We start from the raw sequence: 19,731 nt of genomic DNA on the forward strand, positions 1-19,731 counted from the left end.
ATGGTATCCCTCGATGCTTTATGGAATGAATTAAAAGCAACATACCAAAAGGATTTATCGCCTGCTAGCTATAATACATGGATCGAAACAGCGAACCCTCGAACCCTTGATCAAAACCAGCTCGTTGTTGAGGTTCCTAGCAAGATTCATAAAGAATATTGGGAAAAAAACCTGGCGACAAAAATCGTTGAAGTCGGTTATATGTTATCAGGAAATGAGATTATCCCTCGCTTTATTACTGGCGAAGAAGCAGAGCAAGAAGAAGTTATAGAAGAAAAAAATCCAAAAGTTGTGGCACCTAGTCCGCTAAAAAAAGCCATGCTGAACCCTAAATATACCTTTGATACGTTTGTCATTGGTAAAGGAAACCAGATGGCTCATGCAGCAGCGCTCGTTGTAGCAGAAGATCCAGGTTCTATTTATAACCCGCTCTTCTTTTATGGAGGCGTGGGACTTGGTAAGACTCACTTGATGCATGCAATTGGTCATCAAATGCTGCAAAGTCAGCCTAATGCCAAAGTAAAATATGTAAGCAGTGAAACTTTTGCTAATGATTTCATCAATTCGATCCAAAACAAAACAGCAGAAGAGTTCCGTCAAGAATATCGAAATGTTGATTTACTGCTAGTGGATGACATTCAATTTTTTGCAGAAAAAGAAGCTACGCAAGAAGAGTTTTTCCATACTTTCAATGCCTTGTACAATGAAGGGAAACAAATCGTACTAACCAGTGATCGGTTGCCAAACGAGATTCCGAAACTGCAAGAACGCCTTGTTTCTCGCTTTGCATGGGGGCTGTCTGTTGATATTACACCGCCGGATCTTGAAACAAGAACAGCGATTTTACGTAAAAAAGCGGCGGCTGAACGTCTAGAGATCCCAGATGACACACTAAGCTACATCGCAGGACAAATTGATTCTAACATTCGTGAATTAGAAGGTGCGCTTGTTCGAGTGCAAGCTTTTGCTGCGATGAATAGTGAAGATATTTCGACTAGTCTAGCTGCAGACGCACTGAAAACGTTAAAATCAGGAAAAGGACATCCTCAATTGTCAATCCTGCAGATCCAAGAAGAAGTGGCAAAGTATTATCACATCCAATTGAAAGATCTCAAAGGAAAGAAACGCGTCAAATCTATTGTTGTTCCTAGACAAATCGCTATGTATTTGGCACGTGAGCTCACAGATAATTCTTTACCGAAAATCGGAGCTGAATTCGGTGGCAAGGATCATACAACGGTTATCCATGCTCATGAAAAAATCCAGCAGCTGATGGATTCTAGTGTCAGTATGCAAAATGAAGTATCAGAAATCAAAAACTTTTTACTAAATTAATTTGTCGATTCTATCAACTGAAAATAGCATGTGGATAAAAGAAAAAAACGTTCAAAAGTTATACACACTTTTTCCACAGCTGTTTTTTCGTTTCTCTCTTACGTTTTTTGAGTTTTCCACAGAATCAACATGCCCTATTACTTTTATTATTCTTTTTAACTAATAATAAATAAACAAACATTCAAAGGAGATACATCATGAAAGTTACTTTAAACCGAGCTAGCTTTATGCAGGAATTGCAAACTGTTCAACGAGCTATTTCAAGCAAAACCACGATCCCTATTTTGACAGGTGTAAAAATCACACTGACACAAGAAGGTTTGACTTTGACGGGGAGCAACGCTGATATATCAATTGAAACTTTTTTGTCTGTTGAAAACGAAAAAGCAAATATGCAAATCGAATCTACTGGTTCCATTGTTTTACAAGCACGTTTCTTTAGCGAAATCATTCGGAGACTTCCTGAAGAAACATTTACTTTAGAAGTTTTAGAAAATAAACAAGTAGCGATCACTTCTGGAAAAGCGAATTTTATCGTAAATGGATTAGATGCAGATAACTATCCTCATCTTCCTGTTGTCGAAAGCCATAACCAGATGAAATTACCTGTACACGTATTGACTAAACTAATCAACGAAACAGTTTTTGCTGTCTCACAACATGAGAGTCGTCCAATCTTGACAGGTGTGCATTTCATTTTATCTGATAATTCTTTATTAGCTGTAGCTACTGATTCTCACCGTCTAAGTCAACGCGTGATTCCAGTAGAACAAGCGGCTGATCATTTTGATATTGTTATTCCTGGAAAAAGTTTGATCGAATTATCTCGCTCATTAACAAATGAAGAAGAAATCGTCGAAATCAGCATTATGGAAAACCAAGTGTTGTTCAAAACAGAAACGATGTATTTCTATTCCCGTTTGCTAGAAGGAAACTATCCAGATACCAATCGTTTGATTCCTTCAAGTTTTAATACAGAGGTTGAATTTTCTGTTCCTAGCTTTTTAGCGGCGATCGAACGGGCTTCTTTACTTTCTCATGAAGGCCGTAACAACATCGTTCGTTTATCTATTCGTCCAGATGCGGTTGTTTTATACGGAAATTCGCCAGAAATCGGGAAAGTAGAAGAAAGCTTGAGTTATACAGCAAGCAGTGGCGATCCATTAGATATTTCTTTCAATCCGGATTATATGAAAGCAGCGTTGCGTGCATTTGGAGATATGAGCATCAAAGTGAAATTTATCTCTGCTATTCGTCCATTTACATTGGAACCAACGGAAGATGGCGTTCAATTTATTCAGCTGATTACTCCTGTACGTACAAATTAACAATGATTTTCATTGTTCTTGAAAATTTAATTGAAAAGAAATAGAAAAAATAAAATTTTAAACAGAAGGCCCTAAAATCTCTTTTAAGGCTTTCTGTTTATTTTTGTTTAAATCACCTTTTTTAGATTAAATCGTCTTATATGGAAAAATATATGGATAAATTTGTTTTATTGCGAAAAAAAAGGTATAATAGAGTATACTTTTAATAATGAAAATGAGGGATGGGCATTGAAACAACAAGTCATTCTAAATACGGAATTCATGACGTTGGGCCAAATGTTGAAAGAAGTCACAGTTATCGGTAGTGGCGGACAAGCAAAATGGTATTTGGCAGAAAACACTGTGTTAGTCGATGGCGAACCAGAAAATCGTCGTGGACGCAAACTTTATCCCGGCATGATGGTTGAAGTTCCAGAAGTAGGAACTTTTTTTATGGTAAAAAAAGGAAACGACGATAATGAGGCTGAATAAGCTGTATTTAAAAAATTATCGAAATTACGAAGAGCTGAACATCGAATTTTCCAAGAACCTCGTCATCTTTTTAGGAGAAAATGCGCAAGGAAAAACGAATCTTTTGGAAAGTATCTACGTATTAGCTATGACGCGAAGTCATCGGACAAGTAGTGAGCAGGAATTGATTGGCTGGACTGACGATCAGGCGATGATTCAAGGAGAGATCACAAAAGGTTCATCCACTCTTCCATTAGAAATCTTATTATCTAAAAAAGGCCGAAAAACCAAGATCAACCATATCGAACAAAAAAAGTTAAGTACTTACGTGGGACAAATGAATGTCATTTTATTTGCACCAGAAGATCTTTCTTTAGTAAAAGGCAGCCCGCAGATCAGGCGGAAGTTTTTAGATATGGAATTAGGCCAGATCAATCCAATCTATCTTTATGATCTTGTCCAATACCAAGCAATTTTGAAACAAAGAAACCAGTATTTAAAGCAATTGAATGAAAAAAAACAAACTGATTTGCTTTATTTGGATATTTTGTCCGAACAACTAGCAGCGTTTGGCAGCAAAGTATTGAAAGCAAGAGCACAGTTCGTCAAGCGATTGGAGTTTTGGGCTAATTCTTTGCATCAGCAAATCACCCATCAAAAAGAGCAGCTGGAAATCGAGTATCTCACCGCAGTCGATTCTTTAGAAACACATACGCAAGAGCAAATCCAAGAACAATTTCTCGCACTTTTGAACCAAAATAAAAAGAAAGACCTTTTTCGGGGAACAACGACAGTTGGTCCTCATCGTGACGATCTTTCCTTTTTTATTAATCAGAAAAATGTGCAGACTTATGGATCGCAAGGACAGCAAAGAACAACTGCACTAAGTGTCAAATTAGCAGAAATCGATTTGATTAAAGAAGAGACGGGGGAATATCCAATCCTTTTGTTAGATGATGTGATGAGCGAGCTGGATGATAGTCGTCAACTCCATCTGCTAGAAACAATCGAAGGAAAAGTTCAAACGTTCTTAACAACAACGACACTTGACCATGTAAAAAATAAAATGACTGTTGAACCTGAGATTTTTTATGTTCAACAAGGGAAACTAAAAGGAGAAGAAACTGAATGACAGAAGAAAGAAGTTTAGTAGAACGCGCTAAAGAGTATGATGCCAGTCAGATTCAAGTACTTGAAGGACTTGAAGCCGTTCGTAAACGACCTGGCATGTATATCGGTTCGACTAGTTCTGAGGGTCTGCATCACCTTGTTTGGGAAATTGTCGATAATTCGATCGATGAAGTATTAGCAGGTTTTGCAACGAAAATCCATGTGATTATTGAAAAAGACAACAGTATCACCGTTATTGACGACGGTCGGGGGATACCTGTAGATATCCAGGCAAAAACTGGACGTCCTGCAGTTGAAACGGTCTTTACTGTTTTACATGCTGGAGGAAAATTCGGCGGTGGTGGGTACAAAGTTTCTGGTGGACTTCACGGAGTAGGATCTTCTGTTGTAAACGCGCTTTCTACACAGCTTGATGTCAAAGTATACAAAGAAGGAAATGTGTACTATCAAGAATATCGTCGTGGAGCTGTAGTGGACGACTTAAAGATTATCGAACAAACGGATCGCCATGGAACAACGGTTCACTTTACGCCAGACCCTGAAATTTTTACAGAGACAACTGAGTTTGATTTTTCAAAATTGGCTACCCGGATCCGTGAACTTGCTTTCTTGAACCGCGGGATGCGTATATCGATTGAAGACAAACGAGAAGAAGAACCAGTCATCAATGAATACCATTATGACGGCGGGATCAAAAGTTATGTCGAATACTTGAATGCAAACAAAACCGTGATTTTTCCAGAACCTGTATATTTGGAAGGTGAACAGCAAGATATCGCAGTTGAAGTCTCTATGCAATATACAGACGGCTACCATTCCAATATCATGAGTTTTGCCAACAATATCCATACGTATGAAGGTGGAACACATGAATCAGGATTCAAGACTGCTTTAACTCGTGTGATAAATGATTATGCCCGAAAACAAAAGCTGATGAAAGAAAATGACGACAACTTGACCGGTGAAGACGTGCGAGAAGGATTGACAGCTGTTATTTCTATCAAGCATCCTGACCCTCAATTCGAAGGACAAACAAAAACAAAATTGGGCAATTCCGAAGTACGGACAGTCACTGATCGGTTATTTAGCGAACATTTCATGAAATTCTTGCTGGAAAACCCAAGTGTGGGCCGGCAAATTGTTGAAAAAGGATTACTAGCTTCCAGAGCTCGTCTAGCAGCGAAACGTGCGCGTGAAGTAACGAGACGTAAAGGTGCTTTAGAGATTAGTAATCTGCCAGGAAAATTAGCGGACTGCTCTAGCAACGATCCTGAAAAATGCGAATTGTTCATCGTCGAAGGAGATTCGGCCGGCGGATCAGCTAAGCAAGGTCGTAATCGAGAGTTTCAAGCCATCTTGCCTATTCGTGGGAAAATCTTGAATGTTGAAAAAGCAAGCATGGACAAGATCTTGGCAAATGAAGAGATCCGGTCTTTATTTACTGCTATGGGTACAGGGTTTGGAGAAGATTTTGATGTATCGAAAGCTCGCTACCACAAATTAGTTATCATGACTGATGCCGATGTCGACGGCGCGCATATCCGTACATTGCTGCTGACTCTTTTTTATCGTTACATGCGTCCTATTGTTGAAGCTGGATACGTCTATATTGCTCAGCCACCTTTATACGGGGTAAAACAAGGGAAGAATATTACGTATGTACAACCAGGAAAAAATGCAGAAGAAGAGTTGAAACAAGTCGTTGCTTCACTTCCTGCCTCACCAAAACCAAGCGTTCAGCGTTATAAAGGACTTGGAGAAATGGATGATCATCAACTATGGGAAACAACTATGGACCCAAGCAATCGGATGATGGCCCGCGTCAGTGTGGACGATGCTATTGCAGCAGATCAGATATTTGAAATGTTGATGGGGGATCGAGTAGAACCCCGTCGTGCATTCATCGAGGAAAATGCACACTATGTGAAGAACTTAGATATTTAATCATGAAGGAGGAAAAAGAATGAGTGAAGAAATCAGAGAAAACATCCATGATGTCAATCTAACCAGCGAAATGAAAGACTCCTTCATCGATTATGCGATGAGTGTTATTGTCGCACGTGCACTTCCTGATGTCAGAGATGGTCTGAAACCCGTTCATCGCCGTATTTTATACGGCATGAACGAATTAGGTGTAACACCGGATAAAGCCCATAAAAAATCTGCCAGAATCGTCGGAGATGTCATGGGTAAATACCATCCTCATGGAGACAGTGCGATCTATGAGTCAATGGTACGGATGGCACAGCCATTCAGCTACCGTTATATGCTAGTGGATGGTCATGGAAACTTTGGTTCTGTTGACGGTGACGGTGCCGCCGCTATGCGTTATACTGAAGCACGGATGAGCAAAATCGCTACAGAAATGCTGCGTGATATCAATAAGAACACTGTTGATTTCCAAAGCAACTATGATGATACAGAAAAAGAACCAGTTGTACTACCTGCTCGCTTCCCGAATCTTTTAGTGAACGGAACAACGGGGATCGCCGTAGGTATGGCCACGAATATCCCACCTCATAACTTGTCTGAGGTAGTAGCGGCTATCGATTTGCTGATGGATAATCCTGATGTGACGACCAATGAATTGATGGAAGTATTACCTGGACCAGATTTTCCAACAGGTGGTTTGGTTATGGGGAAATCAGGAATCCGAAGAGCGTATGAAACAGGTAAGGGTTCTATTACCGTACGTGCAAAAGTTGAGATTACTGAGATGCCAAATGGTAAAGAACGGATCATCGTGACAGAATTGCCTTATATGGTCAATAAAGCAAAATTGATCGAACGGATTTCTGAACTGCACAGAGACAAGCGTATCGAAGGGATCACAGATTTGCGGGACGAATCTTCCCGTGAAGGTATGCGGATCGTCATTGACATCCGTCGTGACGCCAGCGCATCCGTTATCTTGAATAACTTATATAAATTGACATCCTTGCAAAATTCATTTGGATTCAATATGTTGGCGATCGAAAAAGGTGTGCCGAAAGTTTTGAGCTTGAAACAAATCCTTGAAAACTATATCGAACATCAACGCGAAGTCATCACACGACGGACGGTCTTTGAAAAAGAAAAAGCAGAAGCAAGAGCACACATCTTAGAAGGTTTGCGTATTGCTTTGGATCATATCGATGAAATCATTGCGATTATCCGCGGGTCTAAATCAGATGACGAGGCAAAAGCAACAATGATCGAACGGTTCGATTTATCCGATCGCCAGTCTCAAGCTATTTTAGATATGCGTTTACGCCGATTGACCGGTTTGGAACGGGAAAAAATCGAAAATGAATACCAAGAACTCTTAAAACTGATTGAAGATTTAACTGACATTCTGGCAAGACCAGAACGTGTTACAGAAATCATCAAGAATGAATTAGCAGACTTGAATCAACGATTTGGTGATAAACGACGCACAGAATTACTAGTCGGTGAGGTCTTAAGTCTGGAAGATGAAGATTTAATCGAAGAAGAAGAAATCGTTATTACATTGACAAACAATGGTTACATCAAACGTTTGGCAAATAATGAATTCAGAGCTCAACGAAGGGGTGGACGTGGTGTCCAAGGAATGGGTATCCACAATGACGACTTCGTCAAAAATCTGGTTTCTTGTTCTACCCATGATACATTGTTATTCTTTACGAATAACGGAAAAGTGTATCGGGCAAAAGGATACGAAATTCCAGAATACGGGCGTACAGCCAAAGGAATCCCAATCATCAATTTACTAGGTATCGATTCGAGTGAAAGCATCCAGGCAATCATTGCGGTGACGGGAGAAGCAGAAGAAGGCCACTATCTCTTCTTTACGACGCGTCAAGGTACAGTAAAACGTACTTCTGTCACTGCTTTTGCTAACATCCGAAGTAATGGTCTGATCGCAATTGGTTTGAAAGAAGACGATGAGCTCGTCAATGTGCTACTGACAGATGGTCAATCTAATATCATTATTGGAACACATAACGGCTACTCTGTCACTTTCAAAGAAGAAGCAGTCCGCGATATGGGACGTACAGCTTCCGGGGTCAGAGGGATACGCCTGCGTGAGGAAGATTATGTCGTTGGGGCAGCCTTAATGAAGGAAAATCAAGAAGTATTAGTGATCACAGAAAAAGGTTACGGAAAACGGACAAAAGTATCGGAATATCCAGTGAAAGGCCGCGGAGGTAAAGGGATCAAAACGGCGAACATCACTGAAAAAAATGGTCCACTAGCTGGATTGACCACTGTTTCTGGAGATGAAGACATCATGCTGATTACAGATAAAGGTGTCATTATCCGTTTCAACGTATCGACTGTTTCTCAAACTGGACGTTCAACATTAGGCGTACGTTTGATGAAGATGGAAGCCGATACGAAAGTTGTCACGATGGCAGCAGTCGAACCAGAAGCTGCAGAACAAACAGTTGAAGAACAAGGATCAGAAGAATAACCATCAAGACTAAGTGTGTAAGCTAGCAAGAATAACCGATTAAAAAATCTGGTTATTCCTGCTGGCTTTTTTGATTAGTTGAATTTCTCTTAAAATATTCGAAACTGTTCATTCTGTATTGCTTTTGACCAAAATAGAGTGTATAATTAGAGCTTGTGAGTAGTCTAATTAATTAGATAACTCTCCTTGCTCTTAGGAACCTAAGAGCCGAAAGTCCACAGGGAGGTGAATATCAATGGAAAACACGAAATATGAAATCATGTACATTATTCGTCCAAACATTGATGAAGAAGCAAAAACTGCTTTAATCGAACGTTTCGATGCAATCTTGAAAGATAACGGAGCAGAAGTTATCGAATCAAAAGATTGGGAAAAACGCCGTTTCGCTTATGAAATGAACGGTTACCGTGAAGGTATCTATCACATCGTTAAAGTATCTTCTCCATCATCAGCAAATGCTGTCAATGAATTTGACCGTCTTGCTAAAATCAACGACGATATCATTCGTCACATGATTGTTAAAGAAGAAGCTTAATTGTTGTTTCATGTGAAACAATAGAAAACGATGAGAGGAGATGACTATTTTGATTAATAATGTTGTATTAGTTGGACGTCTGACGAAAGATCCAGATTTGCGTTACACAGCAAGTGGTACGGCAGTCGCAACATTTACTTTGGCTGTGAATCGTAATTTTACAAACCAAAGCGGCAATCGCGAGGCTGATTTTATCAACTGTGTGATTTGGCGCAAATCAGCAGAAACTTTAGCAAACTATGCTCGTAAAGGAACACTTTTAGGTGTTACTGGACGTATCCAAACTCGTTCTTATGATAATCAGCAAGGACAACGTGTATACGTGACAGAAGTAGTAGCTGACAACTTCCAATTGCTGGAAAGTCGTTCTGCATCTGAAAATCGCCAACAAAGCGGCGGATTCCAAAGTTCTGGTCAATCAGCTGGCGGATTTGGCGGAAACAATAACTCTAATCAAACATCTCAATCATCCAACGGTATGCCTGATTTCGACCGTGATACTTCTGACCCATTCGGCTCAAGTTCAACGATCGACATTTCAGACGATGATTTACCATTCTAAACGAATTTGATAGGAGGGAAATAGAATGGCACAACAAAGAAGAGGCGGACGTAAACGTCGTAAAGTAGACTACATTGCTGCTAACCATATTGAATATATCGATTATAAAGATATCGAATTACTAAAAAGATTTATTTCAGAACGCGGTAAAATCTTGCCACGTCGTGTAACTGGTACAGGCGCTAAAAACCAACGTAAAATTACTGTTGCAATCAAACGCGCTCGTATCATGGGCTTGCTACCTTTCGTTAGCGAAGACTAATAAATCCTAGGAATTGAATGACTGATCCTTTTGATCAGCTATTCAATTCCTTTTTTTCTGTAAAAATAACCTCTATTCGTTTAGTCGCTCGAATGACGAAAGTTATGGTAAAATCAAATTAGTCATATATGGGAGGAAAATTATGGAAAATAAAAACAATCATTTATCCCCGAAACCTCTCTTCCTTATCCTGTTTATATTAATCGAAGTATTGGTAGTCTTAATTTTACCATTTCGTTTTGTTAGCGCTTCGGTCATTCTATTGATGAATTTATGGGGTGTTCGCTATTGGTTGAAAATGAAACGTTGGCTTATTTTAAATAAACGTGAAAAAATCCAGCAGGCTTCGACTGTAGCTGAAACCAATCTAGCTTATGTCTCAGAAGTCATGCCTGTAGGAGTGATTGCTTATCAGCCATCAAGCCAAAAAATCGAATGGCTCAATCCATTAGCATTGAAAATCAAAGATCAAAGTGGATTAACAGAGGAAGAATTGCTAGATACTTTTTTTACTGCAAAAGAAAAAAAGAAAAACCAAGTCTATCTAGCAGATAAAACATTTCAGTTTGATATGGATACAGTAAAGGGTGTTGTTTATTTTAATGATATTACCCAAAACCAGTTGTTAAAACTCCATCAGACGAACAGTCAGCCGGTGATTGGTATTTTATCTATTGATAACTATGCAGATGCCATTGATAAATTAGATGACAAAGAGATTTCTTATTTGAACTCTTTCGTCACTACACTAGTTTCTGACTGGATGAATGAATACCATGTCTTTTTCAAAAGAATCAACGCAGAACGGTTTTTCTTCGTAGCACAGATGATCGATCTGAAAAAGATGATGGATAAAAAATTTGATTTGCTGGATCGCTTTCGAGCAGAAGCTGAAAAACAGAGCTCGCCTATCACCCTTAGTATGGGGATTGCTTATGGCTCAAGAACCCTCGATGAAATCGGTGGAGAAGCTCAGAATAATTTAGATGTTGCTTTAGTCCGTGGAGGCGACCAAGTTGTCGTGAAAGAGGTAAAAGAAGGAGCAAAACCTGTTTATTATGGGGGGAAATCTGCTAAGAATGTCAAACGCACGCGTGTTCGTTCTCGAGCGATGAGTACCGCTTTGCGTCGGATTTTTGATGAAACAGGCGATGTGTTTATCATGGGGCACAAGTTTCCGGATATGGATGCTTTAGGCTCTGCTTTTGGTGTCAGTTGTCTGGCACGCTTCAACCAGAAAAAAGCTTACATCGTTATCAATGAGAACGAGATCATTCCAGATGTAGAACGGTGTCTTGAAGAAATCCATAAGCATCCTGAATTAGAAATGCAACTAATCTCTCCAGAACGTGCCATAGAGCTGAAAAAAGAAGAGGACCTCCTCGTGATGGTGGATTACCATAAACCTTCTCTATCGATCTCTCAGGGCCTATATGAGCAATTTGATAAGATTGTGATCATTGATCACCATCGTCGTGGGGAAGAGTTTCCAAGTAAACCTCTGCTGACTTATATTGAATCTTCAGCTTCTTCAGCTTCAGAGCTAGTTTCTGAGCTGATCCAATACCAAAGCAGCAAAACAAATCGCTTAGATCGTTTTGAGGCCACATTATTGCTTGCAGGGATGGTTGTAGATACAAATAGTTTCAATGTCCGTACAACTGCACGAACTTTTGACGTTGCCAGCTATTTAAGGTCTTGTGGAGCAGACGCATCCTTAGTACAATATTTATTGAGCTCGGATTTAGCGACATACTTGGAGATCAGCAATTTGATTGCTGGAAGCGACTATGTGACTTCTGATATTGTTGTGGCGGCAGGGACAGACGAAAAAGAGTATAATAGTGTTATAGCAGCAAAAACAGCAGATACATTGCTTTCGATGATCAATATCAATGCAGCTTTCGTCATTACAAAGCGGACAGACGGCTTGATTGGGATCAGTGCCAGAAGTACCGGCACGATCAACGTCCAAATCATCATGGAATCCTTAGGTGGCGGAGGACACTTCACAAACGCAGCTACTCAACTGGAAAATACGACAGTTGAGGAAACAAAACAGAAGCTATTTGCTGCAATCAAAGAAAATATGAATCAAATATATGATAAGGAGTAATCCAAATGAAAGTAATTTTTTTACAAGATGTAAAAGGAAAAGGTAAAAAAGGGGACATCAAAGAAGTTCCAGCAGGTTATGCACAAAATTATCTAATCAAAAATAACTTGGCAAAAGAAGCAACGAAAAGCAGTATCAGTCAGTTAGCAGGACAAAAGAAAGCACAAGAAAAACACGAAGCTGAAATCTTGGAAGAAGCTAAAAAGTTAAAAGAATTCTTGGAAAAAGAAGATACTGTAGTCGAATTGAAGGCGAAAGCAGGGGAAGACAGCCGTTTGTTTGGTTCGATCCCTTCAAAACAAATTGCTGAAGGGTTAAACAAACAATACAAAATCAAATTAGATAAACGAAAAATCGAATTAGAAAATCCGATCCGTTCACTAGGCTACACAAACGTACCTGTTAAGCTTCATCATGAGGTGACGGCTACGATCAAAGTTCATGTCGTACAAGAATAACAAATCTTGATAGCGATGTTCAGCTGGTAAGTATAACCAGAAGGAAAAAAGACAAACCGAAATTTATCTGAGAAAACAGCTGCAGCAATGAAAGCAAAAGCTGCAAATCGATTTCAGATTGATTTCGGTTTCTTTTTTGGGAACAGCAAAATAGCATAAAGAAAACGAGTATAATAAAAGAGAACTATTTTTTTATTACACTTTCGGTACGAATGATGACTTTTCTCTCATTTTCTTGTAAAATGAAGCAATTGAAGACAAGGAGCGATACGTATGAATGAAGTGTGGCAGGATCGAATCCCACCGCAAAATATTGAAGCTGAACAAGCGGTTTTAGGCTCTGTTTTTCTTGACGCAGAAACGATCATTGATGCCATGGAGTACATAGAGCCAAAAGACTTTTATCGTCGTGGCCATCAAATTATTTTTGAGACAATGATCGAGTTAAATGATCGTAATGAAGCGATTGACGTGGTTACTGTCAAAGACCGGCTGGAACAAGCCAATTTGTTAGAAGATGCCGGTGGTTTAAGTTATCTCTCAGACTTGGCATTAGCAGTTCCGACAGCAGCAAATATCGTCTACTATGCGAAAATCGTTGAAGAAAAATCATTGCTGCGTACATTGATCCAGACAGCAACAGGAATCGTTACGAAAGGATTCGAGCAAGGAGAAGAAGTTCAAACAATTTTAGATGATGCCGAACGCAGTATCTTGGAGGTTTCGGAAAAAAGAAATCGAAGCGGCTTTTTATCTATTGCTGAAGTACTGAACTCCACGATTGAAAATATCGATCGACTAGCTCAAAACAATGAAGAAATCACAGGTCTACCAACTGGCTATCAAGGTCTGGATAAAATGACAGCAGGTTTCCAGCCCGAAGAACTAATCATTCTTGCTGCACGTCCAGCGGTAGGTAAAACAGCGTTTGCATTGAATATTGCTCAAAATGTAGGAACAAAAACAGATCGTTCTGTTGCGATATTTAGTTTGGAAATGGGGGCAGAATCTCTTGTAAATCGGATGCTTTGTGCAGAAGGTTCGATTGAGGCCAGCCATTTACGTACAGGTCAGCTTTCGGAAGAAGAATGGTCGAATCTGATCGTTGCGATGGGGAGTCTTTCTCGAGCAAATATTTTTATCGATGATACACCAGGGATCAAAATCTCTGAAATCCGTGCGAAATGTCGGAAACTAGCGCAAGAAAAAGGCAATCTAGGCTTGATATTGATCGATTATTTGCAGTTGATTGAAGGTAACGGTAAAGAGAACCGTCAACAAGAAGTATCAGATATCTCTCGCCAACTGAAAAAACTGGCGAAAGAGCTGAAAGTACCTGTCATTGCTCTTTCACAGTTATCTCGTGGAGTAGAACAGCGACAAGACAAACGACCAGTGCTAAGTGATATTCGTGAATCCGGATCAATTGAACAAGATGCGGACATCGTAGCCTTCTTGTATCGAGATGATTATTATGAAAGAGAAGGCGGAGATGACGATGATGGAAACGAGCCAAAAAATGACAACGTCATCGAAGTCATCATCGAGAAGAACCGAAGCGGTGCACGAGGAACAGTTGAACTACTGTTTATCAAAGAATACAATAAGTTTTCGTCGCTTTCGCCAAGAGAAGAATTTTAAAGAAGAGGTTGTGAGCCTTGAGCAATCCCGAGAGCTCTCGTAAGAAGATGCAAGGAGTAACCGCAGGAACGACTAGAGTACTTAATTTAAACAGATCTCCAAAGGGATTGTGACAAAAGTCTTGTCACAGTCCCTTTTTCCGAATAAACGGTGTTCAATCAGCTGACCCTTGGTATTAGCTCAGCAAACGTCAAAATATGAGGAACTATTTTGACGTTTGTTTCTCTAATACTCAGGTCAAAACGCTGATCTTACGACCTCTTTTCCTTAAACGGTGTTCTCCTGCCAACTCCTCGGTCACAAGTCACAATATCATCAAACATGAGAAGCAGTTTTTTGAAATTGCTCCTTGTGACTCAGAGTTAAACGGCAGGCTCACAACCTCTTTCTTAAACGGTGTTCAAAAGCTTGCATCTGCGGTAATACGCCCAATCAAACGAAAAATATGAGAAGCTATTTTTGTTTGGCTGTTCTTATTACTTGATGCAGGACAGCTTTTTCACAACCTCTGATTCACGGTGTTCCAAAAGTAGCTTCTTCGAAAAATAAGTCGAAATTTCACAAAAATTTGAGAAGCAATTTTCGTACATTCCTTCTTATTTCTTGAAGCTGACCACTTCTGTTACAACCTCTTTTTTAATAACCATTCTAAAAAGATAAAGTTCGTTTTTTAAGCGTTTTTATAAAATAAAAATAAAAATCATTCGATTTTATTTGAAATATGTATCTATTATTGATACAATGGTTCAGGATTAAATAATATAGAACGAGGTGTTCACATGTCATCTGTAGTAGTAGTAGGTACGCAATGGGGCGATGAAGGGAAAGGAAAAATCACAGACTTTCTCAGTGAAAATGCTGAAGTGATTGCACGGTACCAAGGTGGCGACAATGCAGGGCACACAATTAAGTTTAACGGTGTGACTTATAAACTGCATTTGATTCCTTCTGGGATTTTTTATAAAGACAAGATCAGTGTGATCGGAAACGGCGTTGTAGTCAATCCTAAATCATTGGTTAAAGAATTAGCTTATTTACATGAAAAAGGTGTAGAAACAAGTAATTTGCGTATTTCTGACCGCGCGCACGTAATCTTGCCTTATCATATCAAATTGGACCAATTACAAGAAGATGCTAAGGGCGAAAATAAGATTGGTACAACGATTAAAGGAATCGGACCTGCCTATATGGATAAAGCAGCTCGTGTAGGTATCCGTATTGCAGACTTATTAGATAAAGAAATTTTTGAAGAACGTCTTCGTTTGAATCTAGATGACAAAAACCGTCAATTTGTAAAAATGTTTGATTCAGAACCACTTGATTTTGACGATATTTTTGAAGAATATTATGAATACGGACAACAAATCAAACAATACGTCACAGATACTTCCGTTATCTTGAATGATGCTTTGGATGCAGGCAAACGCGTGTTGTTTGAAGGCGCACAAGGTGTAATGCTGGATATCGACCAGGGAACTTATCCTTTTGTTACTTCTTCTAACCCAGTAGCCGGTGGGGTAACAATCGGAAGCGGTGTAGGGCCTTCAAAAATCAATAAAGTTGTCGGCGTCTGCAAAGCCTATACGTCACGTGTCGGTGATGGACCATTTCCAACTGAATTATTTGATGAAACAGGAGAACAAATCCGCGAAGTAGGACGAGAATACGGTACGACAACTGGTCGTCCGCGTCGTGTAGGCTGGTTTGATTCTGTAGTTATGCGCCATTCTAAACGAGTTTCAGGTATTACCAACCTATCTTTAAACTCGATCGATGTATTAAGTGGATTGGAAACAGTAAAAATTTGTACGGCTTATGAATTAGATGGCGAACTAATCTACCACTATCCAGCAAGCTTGAAAGAGTTGAACCGCTGCAAACCAATCTATGAAGAATTGCCAGGCTGGTCAGAAGACATTACAGGATGCAAAACACTTGCAGAACTGCCAGAAAACGCACGTAACTATGTACGTCGTATCTCAGAGCTTGTTGGTGTACGTATCTCAACATTTTCTGTCGGACCTGATAGAACACAAACAAACATCTTAGAAAGCGTCTGGGCGCAAATCTAAGGATAAAAACGACGACTGAATCAGGACGTTCTTACCAGAGCGAGTCGAAGTGTTTATCTATACGATAATAATAACTTGAAGAGGTAGTGAAAGAGACGTTTAGCCTTATTGCCGATAGGCTGTCTCTTGAACACTGTTTATTCAGAATAAGGGACTGTGACAAAAACCGTGTCACAGTCCCTTTTTCCGAACAAACGGTGTTCAAAAGCTTGCATCTACGGCACTAAGCCCAATCAGATGAAAAATATGGAGTGCTATTTTTACCTGATTGTTCTTACTGCTTGATGCAGAGCAGCTTTTTCACAACCTCTCCACTAAACGGTGTTCTCCTGCCAACTCCTCGGTCACAAGTCACAATATTCAACAAACATGAGAAGCTGTTTTTTGAAATTGTTCCTTGTGACTCGGAGCTAAACGGCAGGCTCACAACCTCTTGGTAAACGGTGTTCAATCAGCTGACCCTCGGTATTAGCTCAAAAAACGGCAAAATATGAGGAACTATTTTTTCCGTTTTTTTCTCTAATACTCAGGTCAAAACGCTGATTTCACAACCTCTGATTCACGGTGTTCCAGAAGTAGCTTCTACGGAAATAAGCCGAAATTTCACAAAAATTTGAGAAGCAATTTTCGTAAATTCCTTCTTATTTCTTGAAGCTGACCACTTCTGTCACAACCTCTTATTTTGATTAGAACTTGCGAAAATAAACCGGTTAAAGTGTGTCTAGCGCAAGAGATTTGCTATAATAGACGATAAGGGTAAAATGTAACGAGAAGGGGTTGAAAAATGTGTATCAAATTGTAACAGATTCTTGTTGTGATCTGCCATACCATGTATTAGCAAAAGAAAAAGTTGATTTTTTATCAATGAATCTCCAATTGAATGATCAAGAGTTAGTAGATGACCTCGGAAAGACATTCAATTATGACCGCTACATGAATCAGCTGAAAAATGGTGCGATGCCTACGACATCACAAATCAATGTTGGCCGATATTTAGAATTTTTCCGTTCTTATGCGGAAAAACAGATTCCTGTTTTATATGTGGCTTTTTCCAGTGGATTAAGCGGCTCTTACAGTAGTGCGCTTCAAGCGGTTGAATTGCTGAAGGAAGAATATGAAGACCCTGAGATCTATGTTTTTGATACAAAAGCTGCAAGTATTGGGGAAGGGCTTTTAGTATTGGAAGCTGTAAGATTGAAAAAAGAAGGTAAAAGCATCGAAGAAACCCTAGAGTGGCTGGAAAGTAATTATTTGAAAGTCCATTCATGGGTAACAGTAGACGATCTGAAATATCTAGAACGAGGCGGTAGGATTTCCAAAGCAAGTGCTACTCTTGGCAGTCTATTGAGTGTAAAGCCTATTATTACGGTGGATAAAGAAGGAAGGCTGACGAATGTTGACAAAGTTCGAGGAAGAAACAAGTCGATCCAGACAATCGTCAATGAGACGGTAAAAACAATCGTTGCACCACTTGATCAAATCGTTTATGTGGCTTACGCTGGGGATCTAGAGAGCGCGGAGAAGGCAAAACGGCTTTTGGAAGAGCAGATAAAGATGAAAGATGTGAAGCTTTATCCCTTAGGACCAACGATCGCCAGTCACACAGGCTATGGCTGTATCGCGATTTTTTCGATGGGAATCAGTCGATAAAAGCAGTAACTCATTCTGTAAAAAAGCCCAGAAATTGATTGTAACAAAAACAGCGACTCTTAAAAGATAGATGAGCATCCTATCTCTTAGAGGTCGCTGTTTTTTTATTTTTTAAGCTAAATAGGCCATTATGCCCATAACTCGTTCAATTGTTTTTGAATATCTGCATTTTCCAAAAATTCATCATATGTCGTATCAGCTCGATCGATCACACCTTTATCCGAAACGGCAATGATGCGGTTTGCCAATGTTTGGATAAATTGATGGTCATGTGACGCAAATAAGATTGAGCCAGTAAATGCCATCAAGCCGTCATTCAATGCTGTGATTGATTCTAAGTCTAAATGGTTCGTTGGATCATCTAATACAAGTACGTTAGCTTTCGAAAGCATCATTTTTGAAAGCATGCAACGGACTTTCTCTCCACCAGATAAAACATTCACTGGTTTCAATACTTCTTCACCAGAAAACAACATTCTTCCTAAGAAGCTTCTTAAGAAGGTGTTATCATCTTCTTCTTTACTTGCATATTGACGCAACCAGTCTAAAATCGTTAGATCAGTATCGAATTCTTTCGTTGTATCCTTTGGTAAATAAGAATTACTTGTTGTCACACCCCAACGTACTGTTCCAGTATCTGGCGTAATTTCACCCATGATAACTTTGAATAGCGTTGTTTTTGTTATATCATTTTCTGCGACGAAAGCGACCTTGTCTTCTTTGCTCAAATTAAAAGATATATCATCTAAAATTTTCTTTCCATCAATCGTTACACTTACATTTTCTACCTGCAATAAGTCGTTTCCAATCTCACGTTCAGGTTTGAATCCAACGAATGGATAACGTCTAGAAGAAGGTTGGATATCGTCTAAAGTAATTTTTTCAAGCATTTTTTTACGTGAAGTTGCTTGTTTTGATTTTGATGCATTCGCACTAAAGCGGGCAATAAATTCTTGGAGTTCTTTGATTTGTTCTTCTTTTTTGGCATTTGCGTTTGCTTGAAGTTTAGCCGCTAGTTGACTAGATTCCAACCAAAAATCATAATTTCCTACATAAAGTTTGATTTTACCAAAATCTAGATCCGCCATATGTGTACATACTTTGTTCAAAAAGTGACGGTCATGGGATACAACGATCACAGTATTTTCAAAATTGATCAAAAATTCTTCCAGCCAATTGATCGATTGGATATCCAGACCGTTTGTTGGTTCGTCTAGCAAAAGAACATCAGGTTTACCAAATAGTGTTTGTGCTAATAACACTTTTACCTTTTGTCCACCAGTTAATTCACTCATTTGCTGATGGTGCAATTCTTCAGGGATGTTCAGACCTTGCAGTAAAACAGCTGCTTCTGGTTCAGCTTCCCATCCATTAAGCTCAGCAAATTCTCCTTCTAATTCAGCTGCTCGAATACCATCTTCGTCAGTGAAATCCTCTTTCATGTAAATCGCATCTTTTTCTTTCATCACTTCATACAGACGCTTGTGTCCCATGATGACTGTTTCAAGTACAGTATAGTCTTCATAGTCGTAATGGTTCTGTTTCAATACGGCCATCCGTTCATCTGGTCCCATAGTAACGGAACCTGTGGAAGGCTGCAGATCCCCTGATAACACTTTAAGGAACGTTGATTTACCTGCACCATTTGCACCAATCAAGCCATAGCAGTTTCCGGGGGTAAATTTAATATTCACATCATCAAATAGTTTGCGGTCTGAAAAGTGCAAACTCACATCATTTACAGTAATCAATTTTT

15 protein-coding genes are annotated in these 19,731 nt (G+C 39.4%); 14 read left to right on the forward strand and 1 reads right to left on the reverse strand.

Translation table 11 applies throughout. The features are described from left to right. The 14 genes from dnaA to IGL70_RS00070 all read left to right on the forward strand — a co-directional run. Window positions 1-1,335: chromosomal replication initiator protein DnaA (gene dnaA, locus IGL70_RS00005; RefSeq protein WP_002288360.1), on the forward strand; the 1,335-nt coding region annotated here is incomplete at its 5' end. Window positions 1,336-1,532: 197 nt separating this feature from the next. After that, complete coding sequence (dnaN, locus tag IGL70_RS00010) at window positions 1,533-2,663, forward strand: DNA polymerase III subunit beta (protein ID WP_002288361.1); 1,131 nt, start codon at window positions 1,533-1,535, stop codon at window positions 2,661-2,663. A gap of 228 nt (window positions 2,664-2,891) precedes the next feature. Then, window positions 2,892-3,134, forward strand: a complete 243-nt coding sequence (gene yaaA / locus IGL70_RS00015) for a S4 domain-containing protein YaaA (RefSeq protein WP_002295251.1) — start codon at window positions 2,892-2,894, stop codon at window positions 3,132-3,134. Beyond that, complete coding sequence (gene recF / locus IGL70_RS00020; RefSeq protein ID WP_002301794.1) at window positions 3,121-4,245, forward strand: DNA replication/repair protein RecF; 1,125 nt, start codon at window positions 3,121-3,123, stop codon at window positions 4,243-4,245. Before yaaA ends, recF begins: the two co-directional genes overlap by 14 nt. Next, window positions 4,242-6,188 (forward strand): DNA topoisomerase (ATP-hydrolyzing) subunit B, encoded by a 1,947-nt coding sequence (gene gyrB / locus IGL70_RS00025; RefSeq protein WP_002288364.1) that lies wholly within the window; start codon window positions 4,242-4,244, stop codon window positions 6,186-6,188. The genes recF and gyrB overlap by 4 nt, the downstream gene beginning before the upstream one ends. Window positions 6,189-6,207: 19 nt before the next feature. Beyond that, window positions 6,208-8,679 carry a DNA gyrase subunit A gene (gene gyrA, locus IGL70_RS00030; protein ID WP_002288365.1) on the forward strand — a complete coding sequence of 824 codons (2,472 nt, stop codon included), beginning with the start codon at window positions 6,208-6,210 and terminating at the stop codon, window positions 8,677-8,679. A gap of 235 nt (window positions 8,680-8,914) precedes the next feature. After that, window positions 8,915-9,214, forward strand: a complete 300-nt coding sequence (gene rpsF, locus IGL70_RS00035) for a 30S ribosomal protein S6 (protein WP_002288366.1) — start codon at window positions 8,915-8,917, stop codon at window positions 9,212-9,214. Between the two features lie 49 nt (window positions 9,215-9,263). After that, on the forward strand, window positions 9,264-9,776 hold the full coding sequence (gene ssb / locus IGL70_RS00040) for a single-stranded DNA-binding protein (protein ID WP_002288368.1): 513 nt from the start codon (window positions 9,264-9,266) through the stop codon (window positions 9,774-9,776). A gap of 25 nt (window positions 9,777-9,801) precedes the next feature. Next, window positions 9,802-10,038, forward strand: a complete 237-nt coding sequence (rpsR, locus tag IGL70_RS00045) for a 30S ribosomal protein S18 (RefSeq protein ID WP_002288370.1) — start codon at window positions 9,802-9,804, stop codon at window positions 10,036-10,038. A gap of 142 nt (window positions 10,039-10,180) precedes the next feature. Beyond that, window positions 10,181-12,154 (forward strand): DHH family phosphoesterase, encoded by a 1,974-nt coding sequence (locus IGL70_RS00050; RefSeq protein WP_002288371.1) that lies wholly within the window; start codon window positions 10,181-10,183, stop codon window positions 12,152-12,154. A gap of 5 nt (window positions 12,155-12,159) precedes the next feature. Continuing rightward, window positions 12,160-12,612 carry a 50S ribosomal protein L9 gene (gene rplI / locus IGL70_RS00055; protein ID WP_002288372.1) on the forward strand — a complete coding sequence of 151 codons (453 nt, stop codon included), beginning with the start codon at window positions 12,160-12,162 and terminating at the stop codon, window positions 12,610-12,612. 273 nt (window positions 12,613-12,885) lie between these two features. Beyond that, the gene (dnaB, locus tag IGL70_RS00060; protein WP_002288373.1) at window positions 12,886-14,253 is read left to right on the forward strand and encodes a replicative DNA helicase; all 1,368 of its coding nucleotides are present in this window, start codon (window positions 12,886-12,888) and stop codon (window positions 14,251-14,253) included. Window positions 14,254-15,032: 779 nt separating this feature from the next. After that, a complete protein-coding gene (locus IGL70_RS00065) occupies window positions 15,033-16,325 on the forward strand; it encodes an adenylosuccinate synthase (RefSeq protein WP_002288375.1) in 1,293 nt (430 codons plus the stop codon). 786 nt (window positions 16,326-17,111) lie between these two features. Next, window positions 17,112-17,975, forward strand: a complete 864-nt coding sequence (locus tag IGL70_RS00070) for a DegV family protein (RefSeq protein ID WP_002288377.1) — start codon at window positions 17,112-17,114, stop codon at window positions 17,973-17,975. Window positions 17,976-18,103: 128 nt separating this feature from the next. On the opposite strand, the gene IGL70_RS00075 is transcribed toward IGL70_RS00070, so the two are convergent. Beyond that, window positions 18,104-19,726, reverse strand: a complete 1,623-nt coding sequence (locus tag IGL70_RS00075) for an ABC-F family ATP-binding cassette domain-containing protein (RefSeq protein ID WP_104873708.1) — start codon at window positions 19,724-19,726, stop codon at window positions 18,104-18,106. Between the last annotated feature and the right edge of the window lie 5 nt (window positions 19,727-19,731).

It is taken from the genome of Enterococcus sp. DIV0901a, from assembly GCF_051711525.1.
In the GTDB taxonomy this organism is placed as follows: domain Bacteria; phylum Bacillota; class Bacilli; order Lactobacillales; family Enterococcaceae; genus Enterococcus_B; species Enterococcus_B faecium.